Consider the following 19,819-nt stretch of genomic DNA (forward strand, 5'->3'; position numbering starts at 1 on the left):
CAGGCGCGGGCTTTGCCGTTCCGGGCGTGCGGCGTGGCCTACTTGGCCGGGACGGCTGTTCCCTGGGCCTTTTCCTGGAGTTCCCGCGCTGCTTTCTTGTCCAGTTTGGCCAGCTTGGCAATCAGGTAGAAGAAGGAGGGGATGAAGAACACCCCGATGAAGACGGCCGTAATCATGCCGCCGATGACTCCCACGCCCACCACCTGCCGCGCTGCCGCTCCCGCTCCCGTGGCTACGGCCAGGGGAAGGCAGCCCATGATGAAGGCAAAGCAGGTCATCAGGATGGGGCGCAGGCGGATTCTGGCCGCGTCCAGCGTGGCCGTGAGCAGGTCCGTGCCCTGCCTCAGTTCCAGCACGGCGAATTCCACGATGAGGATGGCATTCTTGGCCGCCAGCGCAATCAGCACGATGAGGCCGATTTCCGAATAAATGTTCAGGTTCAGCCCGAACATCCACAGGGCCAGGAATGCGCCCAGGATGGCGATGGGGGCGGTCATGAAGACGGCCACGGGCAGGGACCAGCTCTCATACAGGGAGGCCAGGATCAGGAAAACGAACACGGCGGACGCCGCAAAGATCATGCCGATGGTGATGCCTTTCTGCGCCTGTTTTTCCTGGTAGCTCATGCCGGAGTAGTCATACCCCATGCCGGACGGCATGGTCTGGGCGAAGACTTCCTCCAGGGCATTCATGACCTGCCCAGAGGAATAGCCCGGAGCCGGGGTGACGTTGAGCTGGGAGCTGTTGAACATGTTCTGGCGGATCAGGAATTCCGGCGCCCAGCCGTGAGTGACGTTAATGACGGAATCCAGCGGGACCGGGTCGCCGTCATTGTTGCGCACGTAAAACATGGAAAGCTTGTCGATGCTGTTCCGGTACGGGGCGTCCGCCTGCATGTACACCTGCCATTCCTGACCGTAAATGTTGAAATTGTTCAGGAAGGTGCTGCCCATATACGCCTGGATGGTGGCGTAAATCTCATCCACGTTCATGTTCTGGAGGGTGGCTTGCTCCGTATTCACGTTCAGATTGTACTGAAGGTTGGAGGGAGACATGAAATTGCTGATGCCCGCGATTTCCGGCCTCTTTTCCGCAGCCTCGATGAATTTGGACGTATTGGCGGCCAGGAATTTCTCCCGATGCCCTGGCGGTCCTCCAGCAGGAAGGTGACGTCTCCGGATGTGCCCACGCCCGGCAGGGGCGGCGGCGGGACCACGTACGCCATGCCGGAGGAAATCTCCGCGTTCAGCTTGCTTTTCAGCCGGGCGGCGATGCCGTCCGCCGTCATGCCCGGGGCGGTGCGTTCGGACCATGGTTTCAGGGAAATGAAGAAGAAGGAATTGGAGGAGCTCTGGACGGAGCTGATGAGGTTGAACCCGTTTACAGTGGTGACCACTTCCACGCCGGGATCTTCCCGGATGATCTGTTCAATCCGCGCGGCGGTGGCCGCCGTGACGTTCAGGGAGGTATTATCCGGCAGTTCCACGCCGCCGAACAGGTAACCCTGGTCCTCATTGGGAAGGAAGCCGGTGGGAATGAGCTTGGCGAGAGGGAAGAGGAGGGCGGTCATGGCGGCCAGCAGCAGGATGGAAAGCCACATGTGCCGGATGAGCTTGGCACAAATTTCCACGTACCAGTCGCGCGCCTTGTTGAAGCCCTTGTTGAATAACTTGAAGAAGGGCCCCAGCAGGGGGATGGAATCCGCTTTCCCTCCTTTCAGCAGCCCGGCGGACAGGGTGGGGCTGAGGGACAGGGCGCAGAAGGCGGAAATGATGATGGACATGCCGATAGTCACGGCGAACTGCTCGAACAGCTTGCCCGTGACGCCGGGCAGCAGCAGGGTGGGCACGAACACGCAGGAAATCACCAGGGCCGTGCTCACGATGGGGCCGGATACCTCCTTCATGGCCGCGATGGTGGCCTGGAGCGGCTTTTCTCCGTTGGAAATATGGTTCTTCACCGCCTCCACCACCACGATGGCGTCGTCCACCACCAGGCCGATGGCCAGCACAAGGCCCATCAGGCAGATGGTATTGATGGAAAAGCCGAAAAACGGAAAGGCGATGAAGGCGCCTACGATGGACACCGGCACGGCAAAAGCCGGAATCAGCGTGCCGCGCCAACCCTGGAGGAAGATGAAGACCACCAGCACAACCAGGCCCAGGGCGATCACCAGCGTGCTGACGATGTCTTCAATCCCGGCGCGGACGGCCAGCGTGGAGTCCAGGGAAACGAGGTAATCCATGCCGGGGGGCATGTCCGTATCGTTCAGCAGGGCCTTGATATTGTCCACCAGCTGGATGGCGTTCCCTCCGGGCGCTTCGTAAATGCCGATGGAGGCGGCGGGCATGCCGTTTACGGAAGAGCTGAGGCTGTAAGTCTCCGAACCCAGCTCCACGCGGGCGACGTCGCCCACCCGCACGATGGAACTGCCCTGTCCGCGCACCACGATGTTTTCAAACTCCTTCACGCTGGTCAGGCGTCCGGGCGCCTTCACGGTGAAGGAAAGCTGCTGGTCCGGCGGAGCGGGCTGCGCGCCTATCTTGCCCGCCGGGTTCACGGCGTTCTGGGCCTGCACCGCCAGCATCACGTCACGGGCCGTGATGTTCAGGGCGGCCATCTTTTCCGGATTCAGCCAGATGCGCATGGCATAGCGGCCGGAGCCGAACACCTGCACGTCGCCCACGCCGGGCACGCGCTTGATGGCGTCCACCATGTTGATATACGCGTAATTGGCCAGCCAGAGGCCGTCGTAGGTTCCCTGGGGGAATAAAGGCTGACGACCAGGGCGGGCAGCCCGCTAGTCTTGCGCAGGGAGACGCCCAGTTCGCTGACTTCCGGCGGAAGCTGGGAGGTGGCCTGCCCGTAGCGCAGGTAGGAAAGCACCTGGTCCATGTTCGCCTCCGTGCCGATCTCAAAGAGGATCATCATGCTCATCTGCCCGTTGTTGGTATTGACGGAAGTCATGTAGGACATGCCGTCCACGCCGGACATCTGCTGCTCAATGGGGGAGGCGATGGATTTGACCACCGTCTCGCAGTCCGCTCCGGGATAGGTGGCCGTCACCTGGATGGAAGGGGGGATGATGTCTGGATACTCGGAAATGGGCAGGCGCAGAATGGAGAAGGTCCCCAGCAGGACGATGATGATGGAGAGGCAGATGGAGAGGATGGGGCGCTTGATGAAGAAATCGGCCATGGCGGGAGGGGCTTATTGGTTGCTGGCGGGTACCGCTTTCAGGCGTGCGTCCGGGTTTCTGGAGGCCATTTCCGCCTGGAGAAGGCCGTCCACGACCACTTTGCTCTGCGGGGTGAGGGAACCCGGTTTCAGCGGAATGACCTGCTGCCGGTCGCCGAGCTGCGTTCCGGCCTGCACGGGGATGATGGAAGGGTGGTTGTTCTCATCCAGCGCAATGACGAAAAAGCGCCCCTGCGTGGAAAGAAGAGCCTTTGCCGGAACGGTCAGCGCGTTTTTGACGGTAGCCAGCCGGGCCGTAGCCATGATGAACATGCCGGGACGCAGCAGGTAATCGGCATTGGGGAGGTTGGCCTGCACGCGGATGGTGCCCGTCTGGGGGTTGAACGCCCGGTCAATGGCTACCACCGTAGCCTGTTCCGGGTATTTGGTACCGTCTTTCAGCGTGATATCCAGCTTGCTGCCCGACTGGACGCCTTCATTCCCGTTCTTGCCGGCCTGCTGGATCCATTCCTGCTGGGTGACGGCAAAGTTGACGCGGATGGGATTGACGGAGGATACGACGGCGAGGGGGCCGCTTTCCGGGCTGACCAGGTCGCCTATATTCGTCTTGGAAATGCCGGCGATTCCGTCAAAGGGGGCATACAGCACCGTATAGGAAAGATTCTTTTCAGCCAGGGCCAGGGCCGCCGTGGCCTGCTGCACCTGCGCTTCCGCGGCAATGGCGGAGAGGCGCGTATCCTCGTACTTCTGCTTGGAAATGGCGTTCTCCGCGGCCAGGGGCTTGTAAATCTCCGCGTCATAATTCAACTGCTGGAGCTGGGCCTGCGCCTGTTCCAGCGTGGCTTTGGCCCTGGAGACCTGGTCCTTGAAGGTGGAATCGTCAATGCGGAAAAGCACCTCCCCCTTCTTCACAATGGCGCCGTTGGCGTAATTCTGCGTTTGCAGGTAGCCCGTGATTTGGGGAACGATGGAGGCGTTGTCCACGCCGTCCAGATGGCCCACCCAGCTTCCCGTCACCGGGATGTCCATGGCAACAGGCTGTTCGTAAATAAGCGTGGGCGTTTCATGCGGCACCTGTTCCGTCTTTTTACACCCGGAAAAAAGGAGGGAGAACAAGAAGAGGAGAACGGCGGAACCGGAAATAGAGCCCGTCAGGCGTGTCAAGTCCATGCTGTGAATGACACGCCGGCGGCCTCCTTTGTTGAAAGAAGGCTTTCCGGGCGGCAGCGCCGTCCGTGTCATGCAGGTGGATTTTCACCCGGATGACGCGGCGGGACGTCTTACGGGCGGGCGGAGGATTTGTCCGGCGTGAAGGCGCGCACCAGCTCTCCGATCCACAGGACGAGGGAGGTGCCGGCAAAGATGATGCCCCAGTCCGTCCAGCTCAGGGGCACCACGTTGAACATCTTGCCGCCAAAGGTGACGATGAGGTATTGCCCGGCCAGGATGAGCAGAGCCACCACTCCGAAGCCCCCGATGCTGGCGCCCATGCGGGCAAAGGCGCTCTGGTGCGTGTTGAAAGCCTTGGCGTTGAACATGTTCCAGAACTGGAGAAGGACGAAGATGGTGAAAAACAGGGACAGTTCATAGCCGGTCAGTTCATGCTCCGGTGAGGAGAAGTCCAGGTAGCTGCCGAAGTAGCCGCTGAGGCTGAACTGCGTGAGGCTGGTGACGTCCGCATGCTTGAAGTATTGCAGCAGGCCGAACAGGAAGGCCACGAACAGGATGCCCACGCCCAGAATGTTCCTGCCCATGGGGCGGGTGATGATGTGGTCCGTCGTCTTGCGCGGCGGATCCTGCATCACGCGTTCGTCCGGCGGCAGGGAGGCCAGGGCCAGCGCGGCGAAGGTATCCATGATGAGGTTGACCCAGAGCATCTGCGTGACCGTGAGGGGGGATTCCGTGCCTAGGAACGCGCCGATGAGCACAATGAGGCAGGCCGCCACGTTGATGGTCATCTGGAAGACGATGAAGCGCTGGATATTCCGGTACAGGGAGCGTCCCCACATGACGGCGCGGGAAATGCTCATGAAGGAATTGTCCAGGATGGTGATGGCGCTGGCCTCCTTGGCTACGGTAGTGCCGTCCCCCATGGAGAGGCCCACCTGCGCGGCGTTCAGGGCGGGGGCGTCGTTGGTGCCGTCCCCGGTGACGGCCACCACCTGGTCCTTCTTCTGGAGCAGCTTCACCAAGCGTTCCTTGTCCATGGGCCTGGCGCGGCACATGATTTTCAGGTCCATCACGCGGTCCAGCAGTTCCGCATCCGGCGTCTGTTCAAACTCCACGCCCGTCATCAGGCGGTCCGGCGTGTCCGCCTCCGTCCACAGGCCGATCTGGCGGCCGATTTCCCGTGCGGTTCCGGGGTGTCTCCCGTGACGATCTTGATATTGATGCCCGCGTCCATGCAGTCCTTCACAGCCTGGGGCACGTCGTCCCGGACGGGGTCGGAAATGGCGGCGATGCCCAGGTAAACCAGGTCTTTGCGGATGACGCGGCCGTCCTCAAACACCGGGGCGTCATCATCCAGGATTCGGTACGCGAAGCCCAGCGTGCGCATGGCCTGGTTCTGGTAGGCCAGGAGCTGTTCCTCAATGGCGGGGCGCATGTCCGCGGCAGGAACCTGGCCTTCCGGAGTCAGGACGGTGGAGCAGAGGCCCAGCACGATTTCCGGCGCGCCCTTCACGTAAAGGACTTTTTTGACCAGCAGGGGGGATTCCACCACGGTAGCCATGTACTTGCGTTCCGTGGAAAAAGTGAGCTGTTCCTGCACGCGGGCGTTTTCCCGCAGGTCCAGGTAATTCACGCCCAGCCCGTGCAGCCACAGGAGGAGCGCCCCTTCCGTGGGATTGCCCAGGGCCTTGATGTGTTCCGGGTCCGCATAGTCCAGGAAGGCGGTGGAGTTGACGGCGATGCCTTCCCGGATCAGGTTGTCCAGCTCGCCGTCCGCCGGGGCGGCGTTCCCCAGGCCGTAAAAGTCCGCCTTGTATACGTTCATCTGGTTGCGCGTCAGGGTGCCCGTCTTGTCCGTGCAGATGACGGTGGCGGCCCCCATGGTTTCGCAGGCGTGCATCTTGCGCACCAGGTTGTTGTTGGCGAGCATGCTCTTCATGCTCAGGGCCAGGCTCAGGGTGACGCTCATGGGCAGCCCTTCCGGCACCGTAACCACGATGACGGTCACGGCGATCATGACGGTGTTCAGAATGTAGGTTCCCGCGCTCAGCCATTCCACGGGGCCGGGCAGGTGGGAGAAATACAGGGTAAGCCGCCCGATGATGATAAGGGCGGCAATGGCGTAGCTGGCCCAGGTGATGAGGTCGCCCAGCCTGGAAAGCTGGCGGTTGAGGGGCGTCTGCACCTTGTTGTCAATCTGGGAGCCTTCATAGACCTTGCCGTATTCCGTCCTGTCCCCTACGGACGTCACTTCCATGATGCCGTGGCCGTCCGCCACGGTGGTTCCTTTCAGAACGTGGTTGGAGGGGTAGGTGGCGTCCTTCTTGAATTCCGCCTCATTCGTGGTTTTGCCGATGAGGGGTTCCCCCGTCAGCGTGGATTCGTTGACCTGGAGGGAAACGGCTTCCAGCAGGACGCCGTCCGCCGGAACCTCCTCCCCAGTGTTCAGGATGACGATGTCTCCCACCACCACGTCCCGGCGGGGAAGTTCGCAGATATTGCCGCCGCGGATCACCTGGACCATGGTCTCGTCGTTGACCTGGTTCAGGATTTCAAACTTCTTGTTGGCGCTTACCTCGAAGGCGAAGCCCACGCAGGTGGCCAGCAGGATGGCTACCAGGATGCCCACGGGCTCCAGGAAGACGCTGGCCGGTTCCGCTCCGGTGAAGAACTGGTAGCAGGCCACGCCTACGGACAGGAGCAGGGCCACCAGCAGAATCTTGATGATGGGGTCTGAAAATTTCTCCAGGAACTGCTTCCACAGGGGTTCCTTTACCGGGGGCGTCAGGATATTGACCCCGTATTTGGTCCGGTTTTCCAGAACCTGCTGTTCCGAAAGTCCCTGGTGATGTGCTGCACTCTTCATGGTTGAGATGTTTCTTTACCTGATTGGAGTCCGTGAGAAAAGTGCGGAGGAGGATTTTCAGGGATGATGACGGGAGTTTTTGGGAAAGGAGCGGCGCGGCTTGCCTCCCGTGCCGTAAAAGGCGGCATTGTTGCCTTGACTTTGACGGAGTTCCGGCGATTCTGAAGCACCTATGTGGAATGATCTTTCTCATGGCCTTTCCGTACTGGCGGACGCCCTTGCCTTCCTCTCCCGCTCCTGGGGGTTCTGGATCTGCGTGGGCAGCGTGGCGGGACTGGCCGCCGTGTATGCGTGGTGGAGAAAGCGGCTGGCCCTGTGGGCGTTTGCCCTGGCGTTCCTTTCCCTGCTGGCCGTGGTGGGCCTGGCGTGCCGCCAGGTGATGCATCAAAAGACTTTCCTGTGGATCCAGGAGCCGGAGCTCCAGGCCCTGTCCGGAAAGTACGAGGTGGAATCCTCCCCCAGGGAGCGGTGGTTTTTCCGGCCGCCGGAGCTGAAGCGCTTTTTCCAGGTCAGCTCCTCCACGCTTCTCCTGAATGAAGACGGAACGTGCGAGATTTCCTCCTTCCCGCGCCCGGAGGCGTGGGGCAGGTGGATTTCCCGCCCGGAAGACCGGGATGACCTTTCCGTGCTGGAGGAGGACCTCGTTTCCTCCTGCCGCGGAACCTGGTCCCTGGTGAAGAAAGGGGGATATTACGGCGTCTCCATCGTTTATTCCCCCGGCAGCAGTTTGACGCTGTACCTGGGCGGGGAGAATGCGGAATGCCTGGTGATGCCGGTCAACCCCTCCGACCCGCTGGAAGCGGTGACGTTTGAGAAAACGTTCTGACCCGGGCGCAGGGACGGGTGGAAAAAATGGAGGGAGGCTGCTTTTCCAGCCTCCCCCCAATGTAGCTTTTCAAGTGCCGCTTCTGCTTGAGCGGGAGCGTGGCTCCGGGACTCCGGAAGCTTTTATTTGACCTTTCCTCCTTCGTACACCAGCACTTCAAAGGGCTTCAGCGTGAAGGTGAGCTCCTTGTCAATGTTTACGGTCTTGCCGGAGAAGCCGTCCAGCTCCCGCTGGTCGTCATAGGAATCCTTGAAGGTGATGGCCCCCTTGACGTCCGCGGGAATGTCCAGGATGCCGCGCAGGGTGCCGGTCAGGCTCTTTTCCTGGTCGGAGGAATTGCGGAGGGCCAGGGTGGCCTTGTTTTTATTCCATGCGGCCCAGCCGTACACGGCCCCTTCATTGGCCTCCTTGTTCCACGGGTTGCCGCCCACCCAGTGCACGTCGTCCAGAACGTCCGCGTTGCGGCGTATCCATTTAATGCCCTTGGCCAGCTCGTCCCACAGCATGCCGTCCTTGGCGTTCATCAGGTCCCTGTCCACGTAAAGCTCCTGCAGGGAGGTGCCGCAGGCCGTGGCGCAGCGGAGTTCCTTCTTCACGTTTTCAGGGTCGCGGGGCATGCACGCGGGCGGCCCGAACTTGGTGACCATCAGGCCGTGGGTCATCATGGAATTGATGGGCATCAGCGGGGAACCCTGCACAAAGACCTCATGCACCAGGCGGTCGCGGTAGGTAATCCACTTGTCGCGGTTGTCGCCCACGCCAATCGTTCCGAAGTCGTTTTCCTGCCTCCATACGGAATCCGCATAACGGAACCAGAACGGGGAGGCCCAGGTGCCCACGGTGCAATTGATGTAAAGGTCCCCCTTCTTCTGCGCAGGGCGTTCAGCACGCGGATGATGCCTTCCGCATCCTCCTCGTTGCCGGGGCCCTTGGCGTGGAAATGGGTGCTGATGCCGTCGAATTTGAAGTACTTCATGTTGTAGTCCTTCACCATCTGGGAGCAGCGGCCCACAAAGGCGTCAAAGTATTCCTTGTTGGAAAGCTGGAAGTTGCCGATCTTGTTGTCCGGGTGCTTCACATTCCAGTGGGCCAGGCGCTTGCCCTTGGAGGCACCGTAGCCGCCCACCGGGCCCAGCCAGGTGCCGATGCCGGCCTTTTGTTTACCCGCGGCGGCGTCAATGCGCCTGAAGCCCTGCGGGAACATCTTGTGGAAATCCCACAGGCTGTTGAACTCGTCCCAGCCGTCGTCCCAGACGAAGGCGTCAATGGACATGCCGCGCTTCTGGAAAAACTGTTCCTGCCAATCCTTCAGGACGGCCAGGCACTGTTCTTCCGTCATGCGCTTGGCGGGGTCTGAATCATTGTTCCGGTTGATGTTCAGTTCATACCAGGAATTGTAATGGATGAAGGGGCGGTAGGGCATCACGCGCTCCCGCTCCATATAGGCCAGGAAGGAACGGCGTTGCTGGCCGGGGGCGAAGATGCCGAGGACGGAGGACACCTCCCACACCTCCCTGGGCTGCATGGTGGTTTTGCGGCTCCAGACGCCCTGGGCGAGCTGGGAATCGTCCGCCTGGGCGTCTTCCTTTTCCTCCAGCGTGCGCACGGGCAGGGAGAAAGTGATTTCCCCCTTGCTGGCAATCGGTTCGCTCCTGGTCTGGACCCAGTAGCGCAGCAGGTAATTCCCCTTGGCGGGAACTTTTACGGTGTAGGAATTGTTGGCATTGGCGTCTCCGGTACTCCCGGCGTGGAAGTCGGAGTCAAGGACGGCCCCCTTGGCGGAAAGGAGCTGCACGCCGGCGGTGTTCAGCTTGTTGTTTCCCTTGTCGCCTCCCTTGTACTGGAAAGTAATGGTGCAGGAGCCCTTGCCGTCAATGGTGACGGGGCCTTCCGCGCAGGCTACCTGTTCCCCGTACTGCTTTTTCAGCTCCTGCGGAATGTTGAAATTGCCCGTCCATGAAGCCGTGGACCATTTGTCCGCGTTCCAGGCTGTGGACTCCCCGCCTGCCGCGTTTCCGGAGCCTCCCACGGTGTTGATGCCCATGGGCGTTTCCAGGGCGGTGAACGCCAGGTCGTTCACGATGAGCGCGCCCCTGGCATTGCCGGAAACGGAGGGGGAACCCGCCTTCCCTTCCACCAGGTCATACTGCATGGCCACGATGCTTTTCATCTGAATGGGCTTTGTGCTCACCAGGCGGAGTTCCTGCCGCAGGTAGTGGGAATTGTCCCTGAGTACGGCGCGCCAGGAAATGTGCAGGGAGCCGTTCAGCGCCTGGAAGGAGGCCGTGACGGCTTTTCCGGGGAAGCGGTCCGCCAGTTTGAACGCCTTGGGATTGGGCTGGAGGGTGACGAGTTTGACGTCCCCCGCCTTCAGGCCGGAGGACTTGATGCTCTGGCCGTCCTGAAGGTTGATGATGAACAATTCGTCCCCGGCCTTGGCTACAGGGCCCAGTTTGGACGTCATTCCTCCGAAGGAAAGCTTCCCGCCCCGGTTGATGAATTTGGCCGTCAGGATGTTGTTGGAAAGGGTATAGCCGGAGGGCGCCTGCTCCGCATTGGCCGCGCCGGGGGTGGGGCCCGGGAAGACGACTGCTGCGGGAACGGTGGCAACGCTTCCCAGAACGGTGGCCATCAGGAGAGCTTTAGTGAGGAATTTCATGGTTTGGTATCAAGGAAAATGGAACTACCTTGCCAAGATAGACTCCAACGCGGTTTCTTCAAGGAAAAAGCCTCCCGGCAGGAGAGGCGGCTGTTTGAAAATCCGTCATGGTTTTCCGCGCGGAAGGAACTTCCGGTATCTATGACACACAAGCACTGATTTTTTTCAACCGGTCTTGGTCTAATCTGCATGTATACGGTAGCTGATCAGCTTGTTGAAATCTTGGAAAAAGCGGGAGTAAAGCGCATTTACGGCATTGTGGGAGACAGTTTGAACCCCATTACGGACGCCCTCCGCAGAAAAAAAACCATCGAATGGATCCACATGAGGCATGAGGAGGTGGGCGCCTTTGCCGCCAGTGCGGAAGCCCAGCTGACCGGTAACCTGGCCGTGTGCTGCGGCAGCAGCGGCCCCGGCAATCTTCACTTGATCAATGGCCTTTATGATGCCCACCGGAGCAGGGCCCGCGTGCTGGCGATCGCCTCCCACATCCCCCAGAGCCAGGTGGGGGTGGACTATTTCCAGGTGACCCATCCGGAACAACTGTTCAAGGAATGCAGCTCTTATGCGGAACTGGCTTCCACGGCGGAGCAGGCTCCCCGCGTGCTGATGTCCGCCATCCAGCATGCCTATTCCCTGCATGACGTGGGCGTCATCGTGCTGCCGGGCGACGTGGCGGACGCGCCGGCGGAGGCCAAAGACCTGGTGCATCCACCCGCCTTCGCCCGGGAAACAGTGGTTCCGGACCATGAATCCGTGGCGCGGCTGGCGCAGATGCTCGCTTCACACGACCGCATTACTTTCTTCTGCGGGGGCGGCTGCGCCGGAGCGGAACGCAAGGTGGTGCAGCTCGCCGCCCGCGTGAAGGCCCCGATTGCCTATACCTGGCGCGGCAAGGACTATTTTGAGCATGACAACCCCGTGGGCGTAGGCATGACCGGACTGCTGGGCTGGGGTGACGCGTACAAGGCCATGCATGAGAGCGACCTGATCGTGATGTGGGGGACGGATTTCCCCTATTTCAACTTCCTTCCTACCAAGCCCGCCATCGTCCAGATCGACCGTCGCGGGGAAGTGCTGGGCCGCCGCTGCCGCCTGGACCTGGGAATCTGCGGGGACGTGGGCGCCACGGTGGACGCCCTGCTGGGAATGGTGGAGGAGAAAAAGGATTCCGACCACCTGGACGCCTCCCTGAAGCGTCACGCCAAGGATGTGAAGGACATGAATGCCTACATGGACGGGAACGACAAGGAATCGCCCATCCGCCCCGAACAGGTGACCACCGCCGTGAACAAGTACGCGGCTCCGGACGCCGTGTTTACCGTGGACACGGGCACCCCCTGCATCTGGAGCGCGCGTTTCCTGTGCTCCACGCTGGGCAGAAAAACGCTGGCTTCCTTCAATCACGGCTCCATGGCGAATGCCATGCCGATGGCGATCGGGGCCCAGAAGGCGTACCCGAACCGCCAGGTAGTCGCCCTGTGCGGAGACGGCGGCCTGTCCATGCTGCTGGGGGACCTCATTACCATAGCGCAGTACAAGCTGCCGGTGAAGCTGATGGTGTACAATAACGACTGCCTGGACTTCATCCAGTTGGAAATGCAGGCCGCGGGCCTGATTCCGTGGGGCATCAACCTGGACAACCCCTCCTTTGCCGCCGTGGCGGACGCCGTGGGCATCAAGGGCTTTGTGCTGGACAAGTCAAGCCAGGTGGACGAAATGGTGCAGGCCTTCCTGAAATATCCGGGAGCGGCTCTGCTGGATGCCCGTGTGGACCGGGATGCCATCGCGCTGCCCCCCTACATCAGCCTGGGGCAGGCCGCGGACTTCTCCCTGGCGATGGTCAAGCAGACGCTGACCGGGGAAGTGAAGCAGGTGTGGAACACCCTGGCCGGGAACCGAAAGCTGTTCAAGCCCTGAGGGCTTGAACAAAAATACTAAATAGGAAAGACCAAATACTAAAGCTCGTGCCGGAAAATATTTGGTCTTTCATCTTTAGTATTTGGTCACTGTTCTGAAAGAGCCTTTTTCAGCGCTTCCGTCACGATCTTCGGGTTGGCTTTGCCTTTGGCGGCTTTCATCACCTGGCCGGTGAGCCAGTTCAGGAGCTTGTCGTTGCCGCCCCGGATTTCCGCCACCTTGTCCGGATTGGCGGAAATGACCTCCTGCACGATGCCGTCCAGGAAGGAGGAATCCGCCTTTTCAAAGCCCAGCAGCTTGGCGGCCTGCGCCGCGGTGAGGGACGGTTCCTCCCACATCCTGGTGAAAACGTCCTTGGCCTGGTTGTTGGAAACGGTGCCGTCGTCAATAATGGCGATCAGGTCCCGGATGGCGCCGGGCTTCACCGGGCATTCGGACGGGCGCATGCCTTTTTCATTCAGCACGGCGGAAATGTTGTTGATGACCCAGTTGGCGATCTTCTTGCCGCTGGCGGTTCCCTGCGCCGCCTCTTCAAAGAAGCGGGCCAGTTCCAGGTCTCCCACCAGCACGTTGGCGTCATATTCGCTCAGGCCGTACTCCTCCATGAACCTTTTCTGGCGTTCCTGGGGCAGTTCCGGAATCTGGCTGCGCACCCTCTCCACCAGCGGGGCGGTGTGTATGGGCACCAGGTCCGGGCAGGGGAAATAGCGGTAATCGTGCGCGTCTTCCTTGGTGCGCATGATGGAGCTTTCCCCGCGTTCGTCGTCCCAGCGGCGGGTGGACTGGATCTGTGCGATGCCCATGTCCAGTTCTTCCGCCTGTCGCTGGATTTCATAATGAAGGGCGCGGCGTACGGCGGACATGGAATTGAGATTCTTCATCTCCACCTTTGCCCCCAGTTCCTTCTGGCCGTGGGGACGCAGGGAAATGTTCACGTCGCAGCGCATCTGGCCCTTCTCCATGTCCGCGTCGGAAATGTCCCCGTAATTCAGAATCTGCTGGAGGGACTTGAGGTAGGCGTAGGCTTCCTCCGGGGTATCGATGTCCGGGTCGGAGACGATCTCCATCAGGGCGGACCCCGCGCGGTTGTAGTCAATCAGGGAATAATTGGCGTGGTGGGTGATCTTCGCCGCGTCTTCCTCCAAATGGATGCGGGTCAGCTTCACGGTGCGGAAGGGGGGCACGCCGGCCTTGATCACGTCGTTCGGGTAGGACCAGGGATACAGGGGCACCTCCCCGCCCAGGCACAGCGGCAGGTCCAGCTGGGAAGTCTGGTAATTCTTCGCCATGTCCGGGTAGAAGTAATTCTTGCGGTCCCACTGGGAAACCTCCGGGCTGGAGCATCCCAGCATCAGCCCGGTCAGCAGGGTGCGTTCAATGGCGAACTCATTCAGGACGGGCAGGGCGCCCGGCAGCCCCAGGCAGGTGGGGCACACGCGCGTATTGGGTTCAAAGCCAAAGCCGGTCTCGCAGGAGCAGAACATTTTGCTCTTCGTCTTGATCTGGCAGTGGACTTCCAGGCCAATGGTCACGATGTAATCTGAAATTGCCATAAATTCGGAACGCTTGAATATCGCGCAAACTGTACGGAACCCTCTTCTCCCTGTCCAGTAAAAAGGCCTGAGGCGGGAGAGTGGAGAGTGGAGAGTGGAGAGTGGAGAGTGGAGAGTGGAGAGTGGAGAGTGGAGAGTGGAGAGTGGAGAGTGGAGAGTGGAGAGTGGAGAGTGGAGAGTGGAGAGTGGAGAGTGGAGAGTGGAGAGTGGAGAGTGGAGAGTGGAGAGTGGAGAGTGGAGTTTTAGATTAAGAATTATTTTTTGATTTGGAGGGAGACGGTTTTTGTGGTGGAGGTGAGGAGGCGTTTGAGTTCTTCTCCATCCCGGTAAATGCTGGCGTGCATTTCTTCCATCAGGAAAGAGGTGTCTTTAAGCAAATCCAGCCAATAGAGGGTTTCCGAGCATTCCTTCAAGGCAATGTAAATTTTGGAAAGGAAATCCTTTTTGCTGATGGCGCATTCCGCTTCCGCCAGGTTGGCTCCAATGCCGGTACCGCTTCTCAGCAGTTGTTTTGAAAGCACGAACTCCTTTCTCTCATTACACAAAAACTGGTACAAACGAACGATCCGAACAGCAAATTTCCTGCTTTTTACTCTAGTAATTCCCTCCATCACTAAACTCTCCACTCTGAACTCTCAACCCTTCATAAAATGCCCAACTCTTTAAGCTGCTGGAGGGGGCGTTCCGGCCAGAGCTTGTTGGCGATGGGGCTGGCGGGGCTGGGGTGGAGCAGGGTGCCGATGGTGAAGCTTTTGCCGGGGAGCCGTTCGGCGGCGTCCCGCAGCTTCTGCGTGGCGTAGGCTCCCACCCCTACCAGCGTATGCGGGTTCAGGATGGTGATTAGGGAAACCAGGTGCTCCATGCATACTGCATCCACGGCGGCGCGCTGTTCCGCCGGTAATTTGTCCGGCGTGATGTTGGCTCCCGTTGCCCCCATCCAGATCAGCGGGCAGTAGTTGGCCACGTAATTGTGACGGAAGAAGTTTTTCGCGGTGCCGAAGGCTTCCGCAAAGAGCCCCCACAGGCGGCGCCCGCTGACTTCCGACCGAGGGCAGCCGAAGCCCTCCACGGGACGCTTGGGATGGGTGTGCTCCGGCCTGCCGACTTCTCCGCGGATGTGCAGCCAGTTGACGACCGCATCCACTTCCCCGAAGGGTACGCCCGTCTGGGCCATGCCGAAGGGGCCGGGATTCATGCCCAGGAAGAAGTGGCTCTTTTCCCCGTTCCCGTAGGCGCGCACGTACTGCTCATGCGGCGCCCAGGCGTAGGTGAGCGGGTTGTAGGTAAAGTGGACCGGGTCTCCGAACTGGAGCCGCTCCGTACCGTCCCGGAGGGCGGCCGTGGCCTTCAGAATGGCTGCTGCGGTGTCGTTCATGCCGCTGCATCATGAAGCGTTGCCGTTTATTGCGCCAGCAAAAACTCCGCGCTTGCATTATTTGCCCGGCCCGGTAACATTTCCCCCCGGACAAGTTAACCTTATTACTTATGAGTGGAATAGCCATTATGACATCAGGCGGTGACGCCGCCGGAATGAATCCGGCGATCAGGGCGGCTGTGGATCATGCCCGCCAGCTTGGAATGAACCCGTACGTTGTCTATGACGGCTTGGAAGGACTGATCGATGGAAAAATCAAGGAAGCCACCAGGGAACTGACCAGCGACATGATTTACAGGGGCGGCACTCTCCTCCGCTCCTCCCGGTCCAAGCGCTTTTTCGATTATGAATTCCGCAAGCAGGCCTACGAACACCTGAAGGACCGCAACATCGACAAGCTCGTTATCATGGGCGGCGACGGTTCCTTCCGCGCGCTGAACGACTTTTTCAACGATTTTGAAGTACCCTTCGCCGGCATTCCGGCCACGATTGACAACGACATCGCCGGCACGGATTACTGCCTGGGCGTGGACACTGCCCAGAACGTGATTCTGGACTGCATCGACTCCGTCCGCGACACGGCCCGCTCCCACCACCGCGCCTTCGTGATTGAGACGATGGGCCGGGACTGCGGCTACCTGGCGATGACCACCGCCCTTTGCAGCGCGGCGGACATCTGCATCGTCCCTGAAATCCCTTACGACCTGGAATCCATTTACAAGCGCCTCCAGCCCGTCATCAATGAGGAAGGAAGCTGCATCATCGCCGTGGTGGCGGAAGGCACCCGCGTGGCGCAGTACCTGACCCGCTGGCTGACGGAACGCGCCGGCATGGACACCCGCCTGACCGTGCTGGGCCATGTGCAGCGCGGCGGCTCGCCCACCGCCCGCGACCGCCTGATGGGCACCCGCTTTGCCACCCGCGCCGTGGAAGCCCTGAACAACGGGGACATCAACCAGATCATGGTGTACCATGACGGCCAGTACGGCTATGCCTCCCTGGACGCCGTGGCCGGGCAGCAGTATTCCGTGAATCCGGACATCATCAACCTCTGCCGGGAACTGAGCTGCTAGCCGGTTCCGCGGTTCCTGCCCCCGCTTTTCCGCGCCCATGCCTCCATGTTCCCGGCGGCATGGGCGGATTTGTTTTGAAAAACCCTGCCGCTGCTGTATGATGGCGCCGCATCTTTCCCTGAAAACAGTGTTATGAAAGTTATCGTTACGGGCGGCGCCGGATTCATCGGCTCCAATCTGGTCAGGCTGCTGCTTGAGCGCGGCCATGAAGTCCTGAATATTGACGCCCTGACTTATGCCGGCAACGTCCGTTCCCTGGACGGCACGGCGGATTCTCCGGCGTACCGCTTCCTGCACGCCGACGTTCGGGACGCCGCCCTGATGCGGAACACCCTGCGGGAATACGGACCGGATTGGGTGATGCACCTGGCGGCGGAGTCCCACGTGGACCGTTCCATTGACGATCCGGGGGATTTCATGACCACCAATGTCATGGGCACCTTTTCCATGCTCCAGGCCGCCCTGGAATATTACCGTTCCTTGGAGGGGGAGAAGAAGGAGCGTTTCCGCTTCCACCATATTTCCACGGACGAAGTATACGGCTCCCTGGGGAAGGACGGCCTGTTTACGGAATCCACGCCGTACCGCCCCCATTCCCCCTATTCCGCCAGCAAGGCGTCCAGCGACCATCTGGTGCGCGCCTGGCATGATACGTACGGGCTGCCCGTGCTGATTACCAACTGTTCCAACAACTACGGCCCTTACCAGTTCCCGGAAAAACTGATCCCCGTGGTCGTCCTGAAGGCCCTGGGCGGCGAGCCCATTCCCGTGTACGGCAAGGGGGAAAACGTGCGGGACTGGCTGTACGTGGAGGACCACTGCGAAGCCCTGCTGACGGTCGTTTCCTCCGGAAAACCCGGCGAAACGTACAACATCGGCGGCAATAACGAGAAAACGAATCTGGAGCTGGTGGAGCTGCTGTGCTCCCATCTGGATGAATTGCGGCCCCGCGCGGACGGCCGGAGCTACCGGGAGCAGATCACCTTTGTGCAGGACAGGCCCGGCCACGACCTGCGCTATGCGATTGATGCGTCCAAAATACGGAGGGAGCTGGGCTGGTCTCCGCGCCAGGACCATTCCTCCGGGTTCAGGAAAACCATTCAGTGGTATCTGGACCATGAGGACTGGTGGCGGGGAATCCTGTCCGGGGAATACCGTCTGGAACGTCTGGGAACCAATGGCTAGGAAATTGATATGAAAGGTATTGTTCTGGCCGGGGAAGCGGCACGCGCCTGCATCCCGTCACGCTTTCCGTCAGCAAGCAATTGCTGCCCGTTTACGACAAGCCGATGGTGTATTACCCCATTTCCGTGCTGATGCTGGCCGGGATACGGGAAATCCTCGTCATTTCCACTCCGCGGGACCTGCCTCTGTACCAGGATCTGCTGGGGGACGGAAGCAGGTTCGGCGTAACTTTTGAATACCGGGAACAGCCCAGGCCGGAGGGACTGGCTCAGGCCTTCATCATCGGGGAGGAATTCATCGGAAAAGATACCGTGTCCCTGGTGCTGGGGGACAATATTTTTTACGGTCGCGGCCTGACGGAGAAGTTGAGGCGCGCCGCTGAACTGACGAGCGGGGCGACCATTTTCGGTTACCAGGTGCACGATCCGCAGCGTTTCGGCGTGGTGGAGTTCAATGAAGAAGGAAAGGCCGTTTCCATTGAGGAAAAACCGCTCAAGCCCAAGTCGGACATCGCCGTGACGGGCCTTTATTTTTACGACAACCAGGTGGTGGAGATCGCCAAGAGGATTCCCAAATCCGCCCGGGGAGCTGGAAATCACCTCCGTGAACCAGGAGTACCTGAAACAGGGCCTTCTGCGCGTGGAAAAGCTGGCGCGCGGCTATACGTGGCTGGACACGGGCACGCACGACACCCTTCTGGAGGCTTCCATGTTTGTCCGCACCCTGGAACACCACCAGGGCTTCAAGGTGGCGTGCCTGGAGGAGATTGCCTTCAACAACGGCTGGATTTCCGCAGAAACGCTGCGTATTCAGGCCGGAGCCATGAAAAATAACGGCTACGGCTGTTATTTGGACGAATTGGTGAAGTAACGTTCCGAGCGGCGCTCCTGTTTCCCCTGCCTGGGAAAATGGCCCGGGTTGCGTTGGCTCCCTGCCGTAGCCCGGGATTCCCGGAGGGCGTGGGTGCCTCCCTTGCAGTGCCTGCCCGTAGGGACGGCCGTGTTCCCGGACGGATAAATGATGCCGCCGGTTTTTTATTCAAAGCCGTAAAAGGCTTCGGCGCTCCGGGAGCCGCACCCGGGCTGTAAGAAGGGCCGCGGCGCGGAGCGCGCGCATTCATTTCGCAGGATGAGGCAGGAACTCTTTCGGAAAGCCTGTAGGAATGGAGAGAGGGGCCTACGGGCGGCTGTCCGGCATGGAAGGATTCATCAATTCCGGCATGGAGGCTATGGACATGGCGTTTTTAAAAAGGCGCCGCACCAGAATAACGGAAAGGGCCGCTAGCAGGATTTCGAGGCCGCAGGACAGGATAATGGCCAGCCACGCAGCTGGCGTTGCCAGGGAGGGAGCCACGGAGGACAGGCACTGCCGCAACAGGGTGGAGAGGAAGAACAGGACGCTTTGCAGTCCGCAGCCTGCCGCCGCAATGCCCCAGGCCAGGAATGTCCTTCTGCCTGCGGATCCGTATCCCGCCGTATAAGGGAAGGAAAAGAAAGAAATGATGGCCGCCAGAAGGAGGAAGGACTCCCAAACCTTGTCCATTTCCGCGTATTGCAATAAGACGGGCATCCCCGCAAACGGAATGAGGAGGGAGTACAGGGCGGGCAGGAAGGCCAGCGCGCTTAGAATTCTGTGATCCTGCTCCCCTGGGAAGCCAGCAGGACCCTGCTTCCCCAGGATAGGAGGAAAGACAGGGCCAGGATGGAGATTAGTTCCGACCATGTTCCCAAAAGCAGGAAGGGCGCGGCTGTCCGTGGGCAGTGGAGGAAAAGGGGCATGAAAAGATGAATGAGGACGGTCGCCGTGACGCCTGCTCCGAAGAGGAAGGTGCAGGCTCTGATAAATGCCTTGGCTGCGGGGTAAATCATCCAGTTCATGGGAGAGGAGCGGGAAGTGGAGAAGGACGGGAAAAGGAAAAGGACCGCTCCCTGCGCGGGAGCGGTCCTGTAGGGTTAACGTGAAGTCATGGACGCCAATGCAATGACGGCAGACAT

At 60.3% G+C, this 19,819-nt stretch carries 13 protein-coding genes and 3 pseudogenes; 5 read left to right on the plus strand and 11 right to left on the minus strand.

Going from position 1 to position 19,819, the window contains the following annotated elements:
• Nucleotides 1–38: 38 nt before the first annotated feature.
• The 4 genes and pseudogenes from PVA48_RS10010 to PVA48_RS10025 form a co-directional block, all read right to left on the minus strand.
• Complete coding sequence (locus tag PVA48_RS10010; protein WP_423232518.1) at nucleotides 39–1,127, minus strand: efflux RND transporter permease subunit; 1,089 nt, start codon at nucleotides 1,125–1,127, stop codon at nucleotides 39–41.
• Nucleotides 1,025–3,198, minus strand: a pseudogene (locus PVA48_RS10015) (efflux RND transporter permease subunit). The gene PVA48_RS10010 and the pseudogene PVA48_RS10015 overlap by 103 nt, the downstream one beginning before the upstream one ends.
• Nucleotides 3,199–3,210: 12 nt before the next feature.
• The gene (locus PVA48_RS10020; protein WP_180975271.1) at nucleotides 3,211–4,368 is read right to left on the minus strand and encodes an efflux RND transporter periplasmic adaptor subunit; all 1,158 of its coding nucleotides are present in this window, start codon (nucleotides 4,366–4,368) and stop codon (nucleotides 3,211–3,213) included.
• Nucleotides 4,369–4,478: 110 nt separating this feature from the next.
• Nucleotides 4,479–7,234, minus strand: a pseudogene (locus tag PVA48_RS10025) (calcium-translocating P-type ATPase, PMCA-type).
• Between the two features lie 172 nt (nucleotides 7,235–7,406).
• Between PVA48_RS10025 and PVA48_RS10030 the strand changes: the two are divergent.
• A complete protein-coding gene (locus PVA48_RS10030) occupies nucleotides 7,407–8,060 on the plus strand; it encodes a hypothetical protein (protein ID WP_022397432.1) in 654 nt (217 codons plus the stop codon).
• Between the two features lie 122 nt (nucleotides 8,061–8,182).
• Here the strand turns inward: PVA48_RS10030 and PVA48_RS10035 are convergent, their stop codons facing one another.
• Together PVA48_RS10035 and PVA48_RS10040 are read right to left on the minus strand one after the other, a co-directional pair.
• The gene (locus PVA48_RS10035; RefSeq protein WP_423231673.1) at nucleotides 8,183–8,818 is read right to left on the minus strand and encodes a hypothetical protein; all 636 of its coding nucleotides are present in this window, start codon (nucleotides 8,816–8,818) and stop codon (nucleotides 8,183–8,185) included.
• Entirely contained in the window at nucleotides 8,740–10,719 is a 1,980-nt protein-coding gene (locus PVA48_RS10040) for a hypothetical protein (protein ID WP_423231674.1), read from the minus strand. The genes PVA48_RS10035 and PVA48_RS10040 overlap by 79 nt, the downstream gene beginning before the upstream one ends.
• A gap of 189 nt (nucleotides 10,720–10,908) precedes the next feature.
• Between PVA48_RS10040 and PVA48_RS10045 the strand changes: the two genes are divergently transcribed.
• Nucleotides 10,909–12,639 carry a thiamine pyrophosphate-dependent enzyme gene (locus tag PVA48_RS10045; RefSeq protein ID WP_102729078.1) on the plus strand — a complete coding sequence of 577 codons (1,731 nt, stop codon included), beginning with the start codon at nucleotides 10,909–10,911 and terminating at the stop codon, nucleotides 12,637–12,639.
• Nucleotides 12,640–12,725: 86 nt separating this feature from the next.
• On the opposite strand, the gene gatB is transcribed toward PVA48_RS10045, so the two are convergent.
• The 3 genes from gatB to PVA48_RS10060 form a co-directional block, all read right to left on the minus strand.
• The gene (gatB, locus tag PVA48_RS10050) at nucleotides 12,726–14,192 is read right to left on the minus strand and encodes an Asp-tRNA(Asn)/Glu-tRNA(Gln) amidotransferase subunit GatB (protein WP_102729077.1); all 1,467 of its coding nucleotides are present in this window, start codon (nucleotides 14,190–14,192) and stop codon (nucleotides 12,726–12,728) included.
• 254 nt (nucleotides 14,193–14,446) lie between these two features.
• Nucleotides 14,447–14,803, minus strand: a complete 357-nt coding sequence (locus tag PVA48_RS10055; protein ID WP_102729076.1) for a four helix bundle protein — start codon at nucleotides 14,801–14,803, stop codon at nucleotides 14,447–14,449.
• Between the two features lie 32 nt (nucleotides 14,804–14,835).
• Nucleotides 14,836–15,567 carry a uracil-DNA glycosylase family protein gene (locus PVA48_RS10060; protein ID WP_022397427.1) on the minus strand — a complete coding sequence of 244 codons (732 nt, stop codon included), beginning with the start codon at nucleotides 15,565–15,567 and terminating at the stop codon, nucleotides 14,836–14,838.
• 128 nt (nucleotides 15,568–15,695) lie between these two features.
• Between PVA48_RS10060 and PVA48_RS10065 the strand changes: the two genes are divergently transcribed.
• The 3 genes and pseudogenes from PVA48_RS10065 to rfbA all read left to right on the plus strand — a co-directional run bounded on the left by PVA48_RS10065 (nucleotide 15,696) and on the right by rfbA (nucleotide 18,695).
• Entirely contained in the window at nucleotides 15,696–16,640 is a 945-nt protein-coding gene (locus tag PVA48_RS10065; RefSeq protein WP_022397426.1) for a 6-phosphofructokinase, read from the plus strand.
• Nucleotides 16,641–16,772: 132 nt separating this feature from the next.
• Entirely contained in the window at nucleotides 16,773–17,825 is a 1,053-nt protein-coding gene (gene rfbB / locus PVA48_RS10070) for a dTDP-glucose 4,6-dehydratase (protein ID WP_022397425.1), read from the plus strand.
• Nucleotides 17,826–17,834: 9 nt separating this feature from the next.
• Nucleotides 17,835–18,695, plus strand: a pseudogene (gene rfbA / locus PVA48_RS10075) (glucose-1-phosphate thymidylyltransferase RfbA).
• Nucleotides 18,696–19,001: 306 nt separating this feature from the next.
• Here rfbA and PVA48_RS10080 read toward each other — a convergent pair.
• Nucleotides 19,002–19,382, minus strand: a complete 381-nt coding sequence (locus PVA48_RS10080; RefSeq protein WP_423231675.1) for a hypothetical protein — start codon at nucleotides 19,380–19,382, stop codon at nucleotides 19,002–19,004.
• 65 nt (nucleotides 19,383–19,447) lie between these two features.
• Nucleotides 19,448–19,702 (minus strand): hypothetical protein, encoded by a 255-nt coding sequence (locus tag PVA48_RS10085; protein ID WP_423231676.1) that lies wholly within the window; start codon nucleotides 19,700–19,702, stop codon nucleotides 19,448–19,450.
• Nucleotides 19,703–19,819: the final 117 nt, after the last annotated feature.

The organism is Akkermansia sp. JRP_AM1 (genome assembly GCF_049262625.1).
Taxonomy (GTDB): Bacteria; Verrucomicrobiota; Verrucomicrobiia; order Verrucomicrobiales; family Akkermansiaceae; genus Akkermansia; species Akkermansia massiliensis.